Origin of the sequence: uncultured Mailhella sp. (assembly GCF_944324575.1) — a bacterium.
Taxonomy (GTDB): Bacteria; Desulfobacterota; Desulfovibrionia; order Desulfovibrionales; family Desulfovibrionaceae; genus Mailhella.
Window position 1 is genome coordinate 1 of the sequence record NZ_CALUWV010000053.1, and the last position, 15,612, is coordinate 15,612.

Consider the following 15,612-nt stretch of genomic DNA (forward strand, 5'->3'; position numbering starts at 1 on the left):
AGAGCGGGTGACTGTTAATCACTAGGTTGGCGGTTCAAGTCCGTCTCGGGGAGCCAAATTTTTCAAGGGGTTATGACATTTTGTCATAACCCCTTTTTTCGTCCGGCACCCACCGGGCACCCACCAGAAATAAAAAGAGCCCTCAAAGAGGGCTTATTTTTTAGTTGCGCTTAACCCGCTAGGGGCTGTCTCTAAATAAGTTCTCGACTTTTCTTCTTTCTGTTGTTTTGATGTCTGGCATGAGCAGACACGACATTTCAGACGAAAAATGGGCCATAATCGGGCCTATGCTGGTAAAGCCCCGTACGGAAACCAGAGGCCGCAAACGTAAGGATGACCGTCTGATGTTTAACGCCATCCTGTGGCTCATGAAAACAGGAGCGCCATGGCGGGACTTGCATCCAGAGTTCGGGCCTTGGAAAACGGTACATAAACGCTTCCTCCAATGGGCTAAACTTGAAGTCTGGGATGACATTCTTCGAATGTTATCCATAAACGCCGAGCCTGATGCTATAATTATTGACGCCACCTTTATCAGGCTGCACCAACACGCTACCGGCGCAAAAGGGGGCACTTCCATCAGCAGATCGGTCGCAGTAAAGGCGGATTAACCACCAAGGTTCACGCTGTGGTTGACGCCCTCGGCAATCCTTTGCGCATTCACATTACCGCAGGGAATGTAAATGACATTGTTCCCGCATGTGACCTGATAGAAGGGTTACTGGCAGAAAAGCTCCTTGCGGACAGAGCATATGATGCCAATAAGCTACTGGCATTGGCGGAACGCCAAAATCACGAAGTGGTCATTCCGCCAATGCCAGGCCGACGGATTCAACGAGAGTATGACAGTCATGTATACAAAGAGCGCCATCTTGTTGAATGTTTTTTTGCCAAGCTTAAATCATTTCGCAGAGTTGCTACTCGATATGATAAGCTGGCCATAACTTTTAAAGCATCTGTCATGCTGGCATCATGCCTTATTTGGCTCCAGTAAACTATTTAGAGACAGCCCCTAAGAGGGTTGAGCGGGCTTTGAAAATTTTCGCGCCTCTCCCTTTGGAGAGGTTTTTTTGTTTTGGGGAATGGGTTGAGCGGGGGAGGGGGAGAAGGCCAGAACTATAACATTCTGATAGTTCTCTGAAGAAAAAGCAATTGCTCATGGGATAACTTTTCTAAGAATATATTTAATTCTTTAATGATGTTTTCCCTTTCTTCTTTTTCTGCAAAATTAAGTAGCTCTGAAAGAGAAATAGAGAGCCTTTCGGCTAGCAGTTTAAGAAAATAAATAGAAATATTGCGCTTACCAGCCTCGACTTCACTGAGATAGCGAGGACTCATATTAATAGAGTCGGCCAATTGGGCTTGAGATAGACCTTGTGCCACTCGTAAGATTTTTATCCTGTTACCCAATTTTTTTAGAAAATCGTCTTCGCTGAAGGTCTCACCCATGATTGTTTGACTCCTTTTGGGTGAACTTTAGGGAATTTTTTTTCTTAAAATATGAACTATAGTTATTGACTTTATGGTCTTGGTATGAATTAAATATCATTATTTCTGAGGTGGAAAAGTTTAGGAGAAATAGCGAACCCATTTTAACCATATATTGCGACAAGGTTTTTTGTCTTTGTCAAATAGGGAGGAAACATGATTAAAGTAAGAGCTCTGTTGGTTGTGTTTGTTATGGTTACCAGTCTTACGGCCTGTCTTCCAAGTGTCGGGGGAAGTTCATTCTCTCAAGATGAACTAAGTAAAAACCTGATAGCTGGGATAACGACTCAAGATGAAGTTCGTAAAATGTATGGAGAGCCGACAGAAATTTCAAAGTCCAGCAAGGGAGATGTCTGGAAATATATTGAAAAACCTTCAGCTGTAAGCAATATGTTTTCAAGAGTAGTACAAGACACAGGTGCGGCGGCTCTTGGCCAAGCAACTGCCCATGTAGGGTTAGCCGCAGCAGATAAAGGTGGAGTGATTGGGGGTGTGGCTGCCGGTTCTGCCATGAATTCAGTTGGAAATAATGCTACAGATGCGATAAATGATAAAGTACAGAATGCAGAAAAAACTTTAATTATATATTTTGACAAGAGAAAAATATTAAAAGAATTTTTAATTTATTAGTATTATACAAGTAATAAGAGTCATCTATACATAAGTAGTTGACTCTTATTTAATAATTGTGAGGATATAGTATGCGTTTTTACTTTGTGATAATTTCATTATTGTGTGTATTTTTCTTCGGATGTGCGAATCATCATGCTATGCAAAAAAAAGTAGAATATGCCAAGGGCCAAAGTATTATCGTTGACTTTTATATAGATAAAACAACAGAAAGTGAAATCGTTAACGCTCTGGGAACCCCTGTTGAGCGAGTAGAATATTTTGATGATGACGAGTGGTGGGATTTAGGGTATCCCAATTGCTACGAATCAGGAGCGGATACAGTAAAACATGTAAAATTGACATATAATGGAATGTATATAACAAAAAAAGAAATTAATAAAAATCATATAAAACTTCTTGATCATAAAATTATCGTTAATTTTCATCATTTAAATGGACAAATTGTTACACAAACATATGATAAGCAATTTTCTCTTATTATACACAATGGAAAGCTAAGAGGAATACCAGATGGTTCAGATGGACGTACTGGTATCTGTATACCTATAGTTGATCATAGGTAAGCATAACTACTTACTTTAATAAAAATCGCTAAGAGCGTTCGCCCTACGAATTGACTAGCGATTTTAAGTAAGCGCCGATAAACTCGCCGTTCCCAATTTCTCCGGTCACGTTCTTCTCTTTCTGCAACCCGCGCAACTGTTCAATAATCTCTTCCGCTGCCCCCAAAGGGATTGCCCCCTCTGCCGCCTGTTCAAGAATGGCACGGCGCGGAGCGGGGCAATCTGCGTCAGGGAGGGTAAACTCAAAAGGCACTTCCACCGGTTTCAGTTTGGGGAGGCCACGCTCAAGGATAAGCTTTTGCGCTTCAGTGTCTCCGTTCATGGCGCGGTCCACGACAAGCGGCAAAACCTTCTCAACCGCGTCACGAAGCATAGCCAGTTGCTTGTTGATACTTCCTTTGGGTCTTCCTGCGGGATTACCGGACTGTCCGGGGCGAAAAGGCATACTGTTCTCCTTTTGATTTTTTCAGTGAAAAAGTTGCGGGGGTATATATTTTTTTAACGGGACAGACGGGACATCGGGACATGATGGGGCGTGTTATGTCCCGCTGTCCCGTTTGTCCCGTTGTTTTTTATATACCCCCTGCAAAATATTAGTTGTCGTAAATGCTGATGGCGTACACGCTGGCTCTGCCGACGTCGGAAACTTCTTTAGGAAGTTTCGTGGTGTACCTGTCGTTACTCTGGCGAATCAGCAGCCCCGCGCTCATCAATGCCTTGCACGCTCTGTCTGCTGGAATGCCTTGGCAGAGTTCATTTTTAAACACGTTGGTCAGAATATAGTAGACGGTCTTACCCTGCTTTGTTTGCCTAAAACCTGCCCGGTTAGTTGTCTTGCCAACAGCTACTTCAGGAGAATCCAAATCAACAAACCTGCTCGGCCCGTGAAGCTCAAGAAACTGTTTCGTCCGCTCTACAATCTGAGCATCCTCAAGAGCTCCCGTTGTACCCCGTTCAGCAATCCAGGCATCAAAGCATTTCTTGATACCTTGGGTTATGTCATCGGTGGATAAAGGTAAAACTCCAGAGATGGAGGCCAGCAGGCCAGCCGTTTGACATAGAGCAAACCGCGCGGCGGCTCGTTTGACCTGTCCATCATCCGCTGGAGTGCAGAGTTGATTAAGCGAGGCGTCTAACAGCATCCTTGCCGTAGGTAACAGGTCATTCAGCTTGGGAATGATGCTGTTAACGAATGCAGGCCCGGCAGTACCATAATACAACGCGGTCACTTTTCGTAAGGTATCGGCAAGTTCACGCGATGAAGCCGCGCCGTTAAGCTCCTCAAAAATCCCCATATCAGCCCCGGCGTCAGCGGGGATATCCAGAATCCGCACAACCTGCCCGGCCCGTGTAGCCCGCTTTTCCTCGGCAAGCTTGGCGGCAATGCCGACTTCCCCTGTAGACAGAATCATTGTCCGCCAGAAACGCACATCCCGCGCGGCTCCTGTGCGGGTTGCGCGTTGTTTGCCTTGACCGTTCCCCAGCATATAGGAAGCCTCATAAAGCACCTTTGACGGAGCTTGAGAAAGTTCATCGAGACAGAGAAGAGTATCACTATGTAAAGCGGCCTGAGTTTCAAAGCCGTTGTCAGTGCCTCTCCATGTGAGGATATAGCCGTTGGATACGGCTCCCTTGCCCCAGACGCTTGCGGCCATGAGCAGAGCGGTAGTTTTTCCGGTTGAACTTGCGCCCACGAAATTGAATCCTCCCGACTCCTGCCCTAGTAGATGGAGCAGCGGCCCGGCGCACGCCGCGCAAAGCGCAAGGATAAGCCTGCTGTTTCCCTTGGCATGGGAGGCAATGAGCTCCTTCCATTCGTCCAGCGTACCGGATTGGCTATAGGGGTTCTGTCTGGGCGGACTGAGTAGAATAACCTTCCCTTTTTTAGAATCCGGTAGAATTTGTTCAGGGAGAACAAAGACATCGCCATGCCAGCCTGTGCAGGGAACGCCCAGCAACCGCCGAGAAGGTTCAAAGCTGGTAAGATAGCAGTGTACAAATTCGGGCCCCCTCTTGCCCCCCTGTATAGCCCAACCGCCCTGAGCCAGCGGAGTTTTCCACGCGGAACTGTCGTTGCTGGACAAGGCTTCAAGAGAGAGGGCTTCCCTGTGCAGTACGTTGTCGGGGTCATTCCATTCAACCAAAAGTCCCCAGTTGGAGCTTGCACTATCCCGGATATACCCCTGCACATAAAGAGGCGCTCCCAGTCGAATTTCTGTGGGAAGTTGCCCTTCCTTCTTGGCGGGTTCGGTGTAGTAGAGTCCAGCCCTATCCCCTGTACAGATGATGGAAAATCCGGCGGGGAACTTATCGGGAATTTCCCGAGGCGTTTGTTTGCCCTTTTCTACGGCACTGGAAAAAGTCTTGCTAAATTCCTGCTCGTCCATGTCGTCAGGATGGCAGTCTTGAAAAGCCTGCTTTGCGCGGTCATACAAGGTATTTTCTCCGAGGAGCCCTGAGGGAATAAAGCCCGCTAAACCGGCAACGACTTTAAAGAGGGTAGTGTTTCTTGTTCCCTCTTCGGCGTTGGCTATCTTCTGCATACCATTGGACAGCGCCTTGTCGATGTAAGGATGAAGTCCAAAGGTTTCATCCAGCTCAGAGGGTTGAGCGGGTCGTGCGGGGGTTGGCTTCTGTAACTGAACAAGATAGTCAATCCACGCTTGCGGCAGGGCAGCAGGGGAGAGGTTGTTATCCCATTTGTACTGTTTCCCGTTGGGATGAATGGAAGGAGGGACGACAACCTGTCCGCTGTTGGCGCGTATATCTATACATGCTCCAAGCTTTTTCACAGAGTTCCCAATTTCTACCCCGGCAGGATAGAGGAAGAAGAATTGCTTGCCTCCTCCGCCCGTTGTCTGGGAAAGGGTGTCAGGCAATTTACCCAGCTGGCTTTCAAGCTGTTCCAAGCTTGCAGGCCCGTCAGGCATATCTACATCAATAACAAGCAGGCTGCTTTTCTTGCCGCAGACAATGCCAATATTGCCGTTATGATGAGTAAAGATTTGCCTGATATAGGCTTCATCGGAGGAAGCCACATTAGGCCAGCCGCGAAGACAAGGCTCTTTCGTATGAGCAGTAAGAGGAATAGGTGCCCAACCCCGCTGACCGTATTCCAGGGCGTAGTCAAGAATGGTCTTCATGCCTTCACCTCCGTAGCAATGGTAGAATTGGCTTCCAGATAAGCATCGAGAGCCTTGCGGCTGTAGCGGATGTGCCTGCCGAGGCGAGAGAAGGGAATGCCGAGAAGACCGGTTACGCGGTCTTTATCAAGCATACTGCGAGAACAGCCGAGATATTCAGCGGCTTCCGGTACGGTGAGCCAAGTTCTTGTTGTGTCAGAAATAAGCATGATAGCCTCCTCAAAAAAAGATCTTGAGGAAACCTTATCAATCTACCGGAGAAGGAAAAAGGAAATGTGTATATTAGGGTATTTTTTGTTTTTTGATTTTTTAATATCAATTTATTGGTGCTGTTTTATATGATATTTAACTATGTTAGCATTCGCAGAAAAAAAAACACCCGCATGGCGGGCGCTTTTTTTATGAAATTTTAGGTCTTCCCCTTTTTCTTTTATACAGGGCTAATTCGGTAGAGTCATGGAAAAAATCACTAGCAGCGGTCTTTTGGAAAAGATGCCCTTTATCATTGGCTTTCATAGAAGTTGCTACTTTATCTATAAAATCATTTTCTGTTATTTTGTTATTATAGTCCTGAGAGCTGATGATATATGATGCCATGTTTCTACATGCTTCTTGAGTAGCTTTGATTTTATCGAGTTCTTTATTTGAACCTCCTTGATTTTTGAGAGGTTTATTAGGAACTCTTTTATTCATTTCATCAGGAAGACTGATAGTTTTTTTTGTTCGAGCCCATTGTATAAAACTATCAGGGGTAATTTTTGAGGGAAGGTTATCTCGTTCAAAGATATTTAGACATTTTTTGACATTATTAATATGCGGATCATTATATTCGTAAAAGCATTTTAAATTTTCACGGTATCCGTCACTAGGATTTTCAACATCTTTGATGCATTGTTCTATACATCCTCTAGGGCCACAGCAAATGAGGCGTATTGCTTCTCTATAATCCCATAAGGTAAGGTCAAACCAGTAGTCCCAGCGTTTAAGTTCGTCTTGTTTATCTTGTTCCGCCATTTTTTCGTTGAAAGACATTAGTGTTTGTGTGGTGTTATTTTCCATATAGCTTCTCTCCTGACGGGCTCGGGGTGCGTCCAAAACGCCCCCCGGTAAGGAGGGAGTCATGGGCGGTTGAAATTGTTAGCTCTGTTCCCTGTCCTCTATGGCGTGGGCAATCATGCTTGCCGCCTGTTCAGCCGCTTTTCTTGCCGGGTTCTCCTCAAGATGGGCATAGCGTTGTGTCGTGCTGGCGTTGCTGTGCCCGAGAATTTTTCCCACGATGGGCAAACTTGCACCTCCGTTGACCATAGCGGAAGCAAAGGCGTGACGCAAATCATTAAGCCTCCAGCCCGGTAGATTGGCCTGCTTCAGCACATCTCCCCATGCGTCCTTAATATTAACCATGTGTCCGCATTTGGAATCAGAAGGAAAAACCCACTGGTCTACTTGTGGGATACTATTCAGTACGACAACGGCGGGGGCTGTGAGTTGAAGAATTCTAAAACCTGTCTTTGAATCCGGGAGTCGGGCAAGCCCCTGTTCCAAGTTGATGTTTGCCCATTCAAGGGAAAGTATCTCTCCCACGCGTGCCCCGGTAAACATGAGCAGCCTGATTACCGCTGCCGCCTGTGGGGTGATGGTATCCACAAGGGGAGCCGTGCGCTTCTCTTTTGTCTTCTGCCGTTCATGCCATGTCATTTCCATACGGGAAAGCGTCTCTCCCAAGATACCCAGTTCATGAGCCCCCATGAAATTTTGCCGTTTCTTTTCCTTATATTTGGTTATCCCCTCGCAAGGGTTGGTGTTTCTTTCCCGATATCGGCAAAGCTCACACCAGTTGAAAAACTTTGAAAGCACAGCATAAGCGCGGTTGGCCTGATAAGGCGTTTCCCTCAGTCGTGCATGAAAACCGGCAACATCGGCGTATGTCACATCTTTGGCCCGCATCTTGCCAAAACAAGGAAGGATAAGCTTTTCGATAAGCCTTTCATAGGATTGTCGGGTTTGCGGCTTGAGCTTGGCAATATGCTCATCCCTGAATTTTTCAAGGGCCTCCTTCATGCTCAGAGCTTCCTTATCTTCCTGAATCTGCTTTGCCGGGTCTTGTCCGAATTGAAGGCTTGCGGCCATCAGCTTTGCTTTTTCCCTTGCCTGCTCCACGGTCATCACGGGAAAGCTGCCAAGCTGAACCCATTTCTTTTCAAAGCCCCTCCCTTTGCCAAGGCGGTAGGTGTAATAGAAAGACTTGTGCCCCGTCGGACTGACGCGCAGAGCAAGCCCGGGCATACCGTCGTCAAAAAAGGTTTGCCGCTTCTCGGTTGCCTTGATTGCCTCAATTTCACGCTTGGTAAATTTCATCTTCTCAGCTCCTTTTGTGGGGTCAGGTACCCACCGGGTACCCACGAGAAATAAAAAAACGTCTTACTTGATAAGAGATGATACAACTAATATGCTTTGAGTACAATAGGTTTCCAAAGAAAAGAAACGTAAAACAACTAAGCGACAGAGACTGTTAATCACTAGGTTGGCGGTTCAAGTCCGTCTCGGGGAGCCAAAAGAAAGCAAGCCCTTACGATGAATGTCGTAAGGGCATTTTCTTTTAAGGCCGTCAGACAGTTGAGGGAGCGGAAGTGCCCGGGCAGAAGCTCTTTCGCTTCGGCAATGGCAAAAGGCTGCATCTGAAAGGCTTCTTTCGAGGATGCGGCGTTGCCGCAGGCTTTTTTGGGGGGCGCCTGCTTCCCTTTGCCGGAGGCAGGCTGAACGAGTTCGGACGGGAGCGTCCCTGAAAGGCGGCGCTGTTTACGGCTCGCTGCTGCCGTCGTCATACCAGACGACGGTGAGGGACTGACGGGCCCGGGTCATGCCCACATAGATCAGGGCATGGCGCTGAGAATCGGATACGCTGGATGCATGGTGTGCCTCCCATGATGAGCGGCGTCCGTCCATGGCTGTAAGAAGCGAGCGAGCCCGACCTTCGGCCATGGAGAGCGGCAGAATCAGAGTGACGTGGGCAAAGTCCATGCCTTTCATGCTGTGTATGGTGGATATGACCACGGAGTCCGTGGTAGTGTCGTAGCGCAGCTTTGTGCGGTCGTCCTCGACCGGCCACTGCGAAATGAGGCCTTTTGCGGCCAGATCTTCGGCCAGAAGCGTAGAGAGGCGCGTCGTCTGCCCTTTTGTTTTGTCACGGGCGTAAAGTACGGCCATGTCGCCCTGCCGCATGCCGAGCCTGCGCATGCGCACGGTTTCTTCCGCCGCCAGAGCAGAGGCTTCCTGCAGGAAGGTGGCATGGAGAACCCTGGGCATATCGCCCTGATTGACGCCGAGCGCCTCATCATCAAGAAACGTTTGTCCGCCGAGCCAGTCTTCGGCAAAGGCCATGATCTGCCGAGTGCAGCGGTAGCGTTTTTTCAGCGTCGCCGTTTTCATGCCGCGTATGTTCTGCCATGCCTCGGGGCAGCTTGAGGCATAGAGATGCTGGTCGGCGTCCATGGCCGCAAGAAGGGGCGTTTCCGGTCTGAGGATACGTTCCACCATGCGGACCATGGAGGCGCTGAAATCCTGCGCCTCATCCACGAATACCGCGTCCCAGCGTCCGATGACGGAAGAGTGTCCCGCTTCCAGCTCTTCCAGGGCCAGTGTCTGAATGGTTTCATAATACTCGCCGTTCTGCCTTTCTTCTATCCGGTCGCCGAGAATGCGGGAGGCCAGAGCGTATACCGGCATGACTTCCACGCCATCGGGGCCGAGAGGCACGGCCCGGGCGGAGAGAAGACGGCGTATGTATCCGGCAAGGCAGAGATTGAAGCACAGGAAGAGCGCCCGTCGGCATTGTCCGTGCCGGATGAGCTCTGCGGCGCGGCTGGTCAGTACCAGAGTCTTGCCGCTGCCTGCTGCTCCCTTGAGCAGTCTGCGTCCGCCGGAAAGCCGGAGTGCTTCATTTTGCTGCTCTTCATCGAGAACGGCCAGTCTTTTTTCACCGTTTTCCCAGGATGGCTCTGGCATTTCCACAATGACCGACGAGCCGAGTTTCTGCTTTACGACGTTCAGCAGAGCGGCGCCGGATTCCCAGGCAAAGAGGGAGGGAAAATGTTCGTTGAGAAAGGCCTGAAAGGCCTCTCCCTTGTCGGAGCTGTGCTCAATGCGCTCCAGATCATCCTGAAAGAGTGTGGTTTCCGGTCTGGCAAGGCCGCTTATGGACGCGTCCTGGCGGAGGCGGCGCAGATAGTCGGCACGGGTGATGTTGGGAAAGATGATGCCGCAGTGCAGGGGGAGCATGAAAAACTTGCCCCCCGGGCGCTGGAACAGGCTTTTCATTCTGTTGAGGTACATAAGCGACTGTCCCAGCGGCGAGGTGCGGCGCATCACGTCCCAGCCGGTGCGGAACAGAACGGTCTGTCGGTCTGCGGAGACGACGTAATCGAGCGACCAGTCCTTGATTTCCAGCACGATGAGGCCGTTTTTCGGCGCATAGAGCACGAAGTCCGGCGACTCGTCCCCCAGCATGGGGTTCATCCACCCGGTGAAGGAAGAGGGGAGCTTTTCCAGAAGATGAAAAAAGCGCTGTTCGCCCGGTGTGGCATCCGGGGGAATTCGGGAAGGGATCAGGACTGCCATGTCAACGTTTCCTCATCATTTGCAAGAAGTTCGAGCATCCGGCCTTCCAGGGGAAGATGCAGCCAGCACCGGCAGGCTCTGCCCATGACACGCAGGGCCCGGACATAGTCCGTCTGACGGGCGCCGTACTCTTCAATCAGATGCTGTTTCAGTTCTTCATCCGTGAACTGTTCGTAATCGCCGCACTTGTGGTCGATGATGAGACAGGAACCGGCGGTGCCGTCATGGTGCACGACTTCGGCCAGCATGTCGAGCCTCATGCTTTCCGTGCGGAACCGGTCTCCTTCGCTCGAGGTTTCGACGTATGTTTCTTCCAGCGGCCATTCCGTGTGAATGACGAGTCTGTCGCCCGGAACCCTGTCGGCCCGGGTGGCAAACCATTCGTTGAGGGCGTCCCGCAAAGCGTCGCTCATGCGTCGAAGCGGTGATTCGGCATGATTCCACAGAGGAATGGGGCGGTTCCACAGCTCGCACAGATGGGCAAGGCGCTTTTCCATGCGGCCGGAACGCTCTTCCTCGAGACGCTGCTCGTCGCTCATGCCGAAGCAGATGGCAAACCATCCGTGCACCATGTTGCCGAGCTGCTTTCGGCTGACGCCGGGAGCGATGCCCGAGGTGTCCGCAACCCGCCCTTTAAGCACCGTCAGCCAGCGACCGAGCGGAGCGGCCTTTTTTTTCGGTGTCGAATTTTCGACCGGAGCGGGTCTTGTGGGAAAGAGATGATCCTTATGCGTCACCGTCATGGCCTGCGCGATGCGACCTGCGGCGTCGTCGGTATTGATGAGTCGGACATGGAATGTGGAACCGAGAAGCGAAGCTTCGACGTCTGTGTCGGATGCGGCGGCCTCGGCCATGGCTGCAAGATCGCGTTTGAGCGTTTCATCCGTGAGAAAAGGTTCCAGCCAGGAAAGCTGTATGGTTTGTTTCCGGCTGAAGTCCGCCGTGAGGACAAGAACGTTCCTTGCACGCGTCATGCCCACATAGAGCAGACGGAGGGTTTCTTCCTGCTGTCTGCGGTCGGCCTTTGCTTTGGCATCGGTCAGCGTGTCGTTGACGGGATCAAGTGTCGCGGCTCCGCCAAAGACGTTCGGACGCCATGCCAGAACCCGGTCTTCGAGCGGGTTGCGCAGCGCCGCCGCGACGGGATTGTCTGTCTGCGGCAGACTGAAGGCCCGGGGCTTCCAGATATCGCCGGCGGGCTTTTTGCCGGACAACCCGTAGAGAACGACGACGTTGCGCTCAAGCCCCTTGGATTTGTGATAGGTCCAGACCTGTACCGCGTCTTCTCCGCCGGAGGCACGGCTGCGTTCCTCTTCCTCCAGCCAGTCGAGCCAGCCCTGAGCCGTTGCAGGCGCGTGCCTGCCGTGCATGGCGGCTTCGTATTCCCGGGCGAGCGCCCGCAGCGCTTCGAGCTCGGCCATGCATGTTCTGCCCCTGCGGCGGGCCGCTGCCCGGCGGAAGGCGTCCGTAGCGTTCATCACCTCGTCGAGAAGCTCGGCAGGGGAGAGAACGGCGAGCCGTGTCCGTATGTCTTCAAGGTCATGAAGGAAGGGAATGCCGTCGGCAAGACGGTCGTTTTCTGCGGCGTCGAACCAGTCGTCCCCTTCGTGGAGACTGCGGAAAAGGCCGGCAGCGGAGAACCTGTCGTCGGGGTACAGCGTGAGACGAAGGGCGTTCAGGCAGAAGCTCACGTCTTGCTGGTTGAGCAGTCCCTTGCGCTCGGCGCAGGCGGAAACGCCCAGAGCCTCCAGCGCGTCGGCCAGTTCGACGCATTCGTCGTTGGTGCGGCACAGCACGGCAATGTCGCCGGCCTGAACCATTCTCGTGTCCGCAGTGGCGTTGCTGCCGAAGTCCTTCGTGCAGGCCACGGTGAAGGCGGGATTATTGATCATGCCGGCGATGCTGTCGGCAAGAGCGGCAATCGTTTTGGCTTTTTTTCGGTTCTCCGGGCTTTCGAACAGCCAGAAATGCAGCGACTGAATGTTTTTTTCCAGAGCTGCGCGCAGCACTTCCCGACCGGGCTCTTCCAGCAGACTTGTGGTATTCAGCGTTGCGTCAGGAGCACCGAGCAGGTTTTCCCGGAATGATTCGGGAACATGCGAGAAAAAGGCTCCGGCAAAGCGGCAGATGGCAGGCAGGGAGCGCCGGCATACGCGGAGGGATCGTTTTTCCCACAGAGGCTCGGGCGTGCCCGACCGCGTGAGTTCTGAATCCGCTCCACGGAATCCGTAGACGGACTGCTTGTCGTCTCCGGCGAAAATGACGCGGCAGCTGCATCCGCCGCTTTGGAGAATGTCGCAGATAAGCTGGAAGATGCGCAGCTGTATGGGGCTCGTATCCTGAAATTCGTCTACGAAAAGCACACGGAATCTTCCTTTCAGCCTGTCTTTTACCGCCTTTTCGGCGAGAGCGTCGCAGGCCATGCGCTCCATGTCGGCAAAATCCACGAGACCGGCGCTTTCCTTGGCGGCCCGGAAGGCTTCCGTGGCTTCGGCGGCAAACTGGAACGTTCCTCTGACGAGTTTCAGAACGTCGTTTCGAAACGTCCGCAACCCGAAGACGCGGCGGCCAAGCTCGTTGAGCTGTTCAACGTACTGCTGCAGATGATGGTCTTTTGCTCCGGCCGGGCGATTGATGATGGACAGCCAGTCCTTCCATCTCATGGCGTCCACGGGCAGGGCCGTCATGAACTCCACGTGCGCTTTTTCCTTGCCGCTGAGCTTTTTCGTCATGCCTGACGCTTTTTCTTCCTTTGAGAGTCTTCCGGAAAAATCATAGTTTTCCTCCCTCATCTGCACGGCCCTTGCTTCGGAGAGTTCGCGCAGCATGTCGGACAGCTCTCTGTTGTTGTCGGAAACGACCGGGGAGAGCATATTCATCAGATTCAGAATTTCTTTAGCGGACTGTCTCCCCATGGTCCGAAGACTGTCTTCCTTGCCGTTGACGCGGGCCAGGGCTATGAGTTCCCGGCAGGTGGCAAGAAAGGCGGGCTCGGAATGGTTCCGCTTTTTAGTGTCGAATCCTCCTTCGAGACGAAACTCGGAGAACAGACTTCCGAGGTATGCGTATTTTTCCATGAGCGGAGCGATTGCCGTTTTGAAAAGCGCACGCTCGTCCTCCTCAGCAAGCTCTTCCGCTACGGGGGATATGCCGGCTTCCAGCGCATATTCCTGAAGAAGACGCAGACAGATGCCGTGCACTGTGCCTATGAATGATCCGTTTACCCTGTCGGCTTCATCATAGCGCTGCTGCTCGCACAGAGCGCGGCGTATGCGGTCCTTCAGCTCTGCGGCGGCTTTCCGCGTGAAGGTGACGGCAATGATTTCTTCCGGCCGGCACACGCCTTCGGGCATGCGGTAGACCTCCTCCACGTCGCAGCCGAGACATCCCAGATAGAATTTTTCCAGATTGTACGTCTTGCCCGTGCCTGCGTCTGCCTTGAGAACCAGGCGTTTCATGCCGTTTGTGCTGCTTTCGGCCTTCACTTATCATCCTCCTCGTCATCTGCCACTAGCAGGTTCACGCCGCAAAGTTCCCTGTAATCGCACCAGGAGCATGCCTCTTCGTCCGGGGCATTTCGGGCAAGGCCGAGACGTCCGGCCTCAAGTTCGCATCGCAGCTCGTGCCAGCGCTCGTCCACGTCCTGCCAGTGCTGCGCCAGTGTTTTTTTTCCGTCACTTGCAGCATGAATGTCGGCCTCGGGAAGAAGCAGGAACCATGCGTCGTCCAGATGCGCCGGGGAAGGGGCGGAACGTTGCTGATCTGCTGCGCCGCTCCCATGCTCCAGAAGGTAGTGATAGGCGGCAAGCTGCACGGGACATCCTTTTCTGGTCTGTTCCCTGTACGTCTTTCGGCGCGACCATTTCATGTCGACCACCAGACACGGCGCTTCGTCTTTTTTTCTGCCGAAAAGCAGATCGTAGCGGCCGTGCAGGGCCACGCCGTCAAGGTCTCCCTCGAGACTCTGTTCGGCGTTGAGGAAGACGAGTCCTTCCGCGTCGGTCCGGGCGCACAGACGGTTGAAGCTGCGCGTCAGCCGGTTCGCCATGTCCCTGAGCAGATGCTCGTGTTCCGGCAGCGCCAGGCGTGCGGCGCTTTTTGGGGCAAGACGGGAGAGCTGCTCGAACATGACGTCTTTTGTGACTTCAGGCATGGATTCGCCGCGGCGGGCACAGTCTCGTCGACGTTCAAGCTGCGCGGTCATGGCGGCGTGGGCAAGATTGCCGCAGGCTATCTGATCTGCGGACAGTTTTGCTCCTCCCCTTTCGAGTCTGAGGACGTTCTTGAAGTACCAGGCCGCAGGACAGGTCAGCATGGATTCAAGCGCCGAAGCCTGAATGCTTCCGGGCAGGGAAAGGGGCTCCTTTCTGTTTGCGTTCCAGGGGGCGGCATCCGCCGGCAGGGGCAGAGATGACCGCGAACTGAGATGGAAAAAGTCCCCGGACGTCTCTTCGACGGCACTGCCGTCGCCGGAGACATGACGCGTTTCACCGGTGAGCACACAGAAGGCGTCTTTTTCCACGGATCCGTTTTGCGGAAGCAGCGCGGCAAGGGGATGAGGCGAGCTTTTTTCGCGGCCGTGGAATCGAGGCTCGACGGTAATGACTCTGCGGCCGAAGATGAAGGGATTCAACTGAGCCAGCGTTCTTGCCCGTCGCTCGGTGGAGGTACAGAAAAGGGGCCAGCCTTTTTCCTGCAGCCAGCGCCGCTCTTCGTCGCTCCAGATGGAGGAGTCCCGGACGGCGCTGCCGTCGTCGGTGAAGTCCCACCAGATGACGGTGTCTGCCGGTCCCCAGAGCTGACCGGGATCGCTCAGCACGCTCCACGGCATGGCCGGACGCATGCTAGGGGCGCGTTCTCCGCTGCCGACCACGGAATCGAGGATTTTTTCGAACTCCTGAGCCGACAGCGGATCGTGTCTGTCCCGTACGATTTCCGACAGTCTTCGGCAAAGCTCGGCCGTCTTTCTGAGCTCGGCAGAAGGCTGTTTTTCAGCCCACTCAGCGAGCGACTCGGCGGCCCCGGCGAGAGCTGCAGGCGGTATGCCGGGCGTCCGGCGTGAGCGTTCTTCTGTGGCCTCCGGCGCGGGAAGAACGCGATTTTGCGGGCAGAACCAGCGTATCTGTTCCGCAAGCTTCTCATCCATAACGCCGTCTCGGAGGAAGACGGCG

At 52.7% G+C, this 15,612-nt stretch carries 11 protein-coding genes and 1 pseudogene; 3 read left to right on the forward strand and 9 right to left on the reverse strand.

Annotation, left to right across the window (positions count from 1 at the left end; all coding sequences use genetic code 11):
* Positions 1-266 precede the first annotated feature (266 nt).
* Positions 267-994, forward strand: a pseudogene (locus Q0J81_RS07520) (IS5 family transposase); the annotation flags it as partial.
* Positions 995-1,116: 122 nt separating this feature from the next.
* Here Q0J81_RS07520 and Q0J81_RS07525 read toward each other — a convergent pair.
* The gene (locus Q0J81_RS07525; RefSeq protein ID WP_294446951.1) at positions 1,117-1,449 is read right to left on the reverse strand and encodes a helix-turn-helix transcriptional regulator; all 333 of its coding nucleotides are present in this window, start codon (positions 1,447-1,449) and stop codon (positions 1,117-1,119) included.
* A 195-nt stretch (positions 1,450-1,644) separates the two neighbouring features.
* Between Q0J81_RS07525 and Q0J81_RS07530 the strand changes: the two genes are divergently transcribed.
* Positions 1,645-2,118 carry a hypothetical protein gene (locus Q0J81_RS07530; RefSeq protein ID WP_294446952.1) on the forward strand — a complete coding sequence of 158 codons (474 nt, stop codon included), beginning with the start codon at positions 1,645-1,647 and terminating at the stop codon, positions 2,116-2,118.
* Between the two features lie 71 nt (positions 2,119-2,189).
* Positions 2,190-2,684, forward strand: coding sequence for a hypothetical protein (locus Q0J81_RS07535; protein ID WP_294446953.1), 495 nt, complete (start codon positions 2,190-2,192; stop codon positions 2,682-2,684).
* Positions 2,685-2,727: 43 nt separating this feature from the next.
* Here Q0J81_RS07535 and Q0J81_RS07540 read toward each other — a convergent pair whose 3' ends face one another.
* From Q0J81_RS07540 to Q0J81_RS07575, 8 genes are all read right to left on the reverse strand, one after another.
* On the reverse strand, positions 2,728-3,129 hold the full coding sequence (locus Q0J81_RS07540) for a DUF5681 domain-containing protein (protein WP_294446954.1): 402 nt from the start codon (positions 3,127-3,129) through the stop codon (positions 2,728-2,730).
* Between the two features lie 148 nt (positions 3,130-3,277).
* Positions 3,278-5,827: a DUF927 domain-containing protein gene (locus Q0J81_RS07545; RefSeq protein WP_294446955.1), complete on the reverse strand. Its 2,550-nt coding sequence runs from the start codon at positions 5,825-5,827 to the stop codon at positions 3,278-3,280.
* Positions 5,824-6,036, reverse strand: a complete 213-nt coding sequence (locus Q0J81_RS07550) for a helix-turn-helix domain-containing protein (protein WP_294446956.1) — start codon at positions 6,034-6,036, stop codon at positions 5,824-5,826. The genes Q0J81_RS07545 and Q0J81_RS07550 overlap by 4 nt, the downstream gene beginning before the upstream one ends.
* Before the next feature lie 190 nt (positions 6,037-6,226).
* A complete protein-coding gene (locus Q0J81_RS07555) occupies positions 6,227-6,886 on the reverse strand; it encodes a hypothetical protein (RefSeq protein ID WP_294446957.1) in 660 nt (219 codons plus the stop codon).
* A gap of 78 nt (positions 6,887-6,964) precedes the next feature.
* Positions 6,965-8,182: a tyrosine-type recombinase/integrase gene (locus Q0J81_RS07560; RefSeq protein ID WP_294446958.1), complete on the reverse strand. Its 1,218-nt coding sequence runs from the start codon at positions 8,180-8,182 to the stop codon at positions 6,965-6,967.
* A 441-nt stretch (positions 8,183-8,623) separates the two neighbouring features.
* Entirely contained in the window at positions 8,624-10,441 is a 1,818-nt protein-coding gene (locus Q0J81_RS07565) for a nuclease-related domain-containing DEAD/DEAH box helicase (RefSeq protein WP_294446959.1), read from the reverse strand.
* A complete protein-coding gene (locus tag Q0J81_RS07570) occupies positions 10,429-13,899 on the reverse strand; it encodes a UvrD-helicase domain-containing protein (protein WP_294446960.1) in 3,471 nt (1,156 codons plus the stop codon). The genes Q0J81_RS07565 and Q0J81_RS07570 overlap by 13 nt, the downstream gene beginning before the upstream one ends.
* A gap of 23 nt (positions 13,900-13,922) precedes the next feature.
* The coding region (locus Q0J81_RS07575) for a PD-(D/E)XK nuclease family protein (RefSeq protein ID WP_294446961.1) at positions 13,923-15,612 on the reverse strand (1,690 nt) is incomplete at its 5' end.

Coding starts and splice junctions, on each gene's coding strand:
- Q0J81_RS07545 (WP_294446955.1), bottom strand. CDS start 5,827: ATGAAGACCATTCTTGACTACGCCCTGGAATACGGTCAGCGGGGTTGG.
- Q0J81_RS07570 (WP_294446960.1), bottom strand. CDS start 13,899: ATGAAACGCCTGGTTCTCAAGGCAGACGCAGGCACGGGCAAGACGTAC.
- Q0J81_RS07540 (WP_294446954.1), bottom strand. CDS start 3,129: ATGCCTTTTCGCCCCGGACAGTCCGGTAATCCCGCAGGAAGACCCAAA.
- Q0J81_RS07565 (WP_294446959.1), bottom strand. CDS start 10,441: ATGGCAGTCCTGATCCCTTCCCGAATTCCCCCGGATGCCACACCGGGC.
- Q0J81_RS07535 (WP_294446953.1), top strand. CDS start 2,190: ATGCGTTTTTACTTTGTGATAATTTCATTATTGTGTGTATTTTTCTTC.
- Q0J81_RS07525 (WP_294446951.1), bottom strand. CDS start 1,449: ATGGGTGAGACCTTCAGCGAAGACGATTTTCTAAAAAAATTGGGTAAC.
- Q0J81_RS07555 (WP_294446957.1), bottom strand. CDS start 6,886: ATGGAAAATAACACCACACAAACACTAATGTCTTTCAACGAAAAAATG.
- Q0J81_RS07550 (WP_294446956.1), bottom strand. CDS start 6,036: ATGCTTATTTCTGACACAACAAGAACTTGGCTCACCGTACCGGAAGCC.
- Q0J81_RS07530 (WP_294446952.1), top strand. CDS start 1,645: ATGATTAAAGTAAGAGCTCTGTTGGTTGTGTTTGTTATGGTTACCAGT.
- Q0J81_RS07560 (WP_294446958.1), bottom strand. CDS start 8,182: ATGAAATTTACCAAGCGTGAAATTGAGGCAATCAAGGCAACCGAGAAG.